We start from the raw sequence: 553 nt of genomic DNA, 5'->3' as shown, positions 1-553 counted from the left end.
CGCTGAGTCGTGGCCTAACTCGCTCGACGACAGCTGCGCTCGTCGTGAGTGGGACTGGCAACCACACTACGACCTCGACACCATGAGTCAGGATATGATCCAGGTGCTACGCGCTCGCTACGGCAAGTAAGCATCCGCACAGATCCCCAGAGACTGACACAGTCTCATCCACATGCGCCACTCTTGAGTTCGCTCAGGGGTGGCGCTTTTCATTTGTGACTCTCGAGGAAGGCTCCGCAAGTGCGTACGCATGGCCACCTTCCGTGTGGAGACGAAAGCTTTTGTAAAAGCGCCCAAAACGGTTCCTCCCTTGGAACTTTTCAGTTCCAACGTAGGAACTTCTCGGTTCCTAGGGAGGGATTTCTGTTTTCCTAGGCATGAAACTCTAGTTTCTTCGGCATGAAACACTAGTTTCTTCGGCATGAAACACTAGTTTCTTCGGTAAGAAACTCCAGTTTCTCCCGATGAAACCAAGTCACGGAGCCTATAGTTACCGATCTTCACGGAGAAATTGCCACATAGCTAGCGAGAAAACGAACGTTTCCCACGGAGC

General features: G+C 52.1%; 1 pseudogene. It reads left to right on the top strand.

The window, feature by feature from the left end:
• Positions 1-130, top strand: a pseudogene (locus PORUE0001_RS10370) (L-threonine 3-dehydrogenase); the annotation flags it as partial.
• Positions 131-553: the final 423 nt, after the last annotated feature.

This window comes from Porphyromonas uenonis 60-3 (assembly GCF_000174775.1).
GTDB classification, from domain to species: domain Bacteria; phylum Bacteroidota; class Bacteroidia; order Bacteroidales; family Porphyromonadaceae; genus Porphyromonas; species Porphyromonas uenonis_A.
The sequence above is the reverse complement of the archived record's forward strand: the minus strand, read 5'-3'. Positions and strand labels throughout refer to the sequence as shown.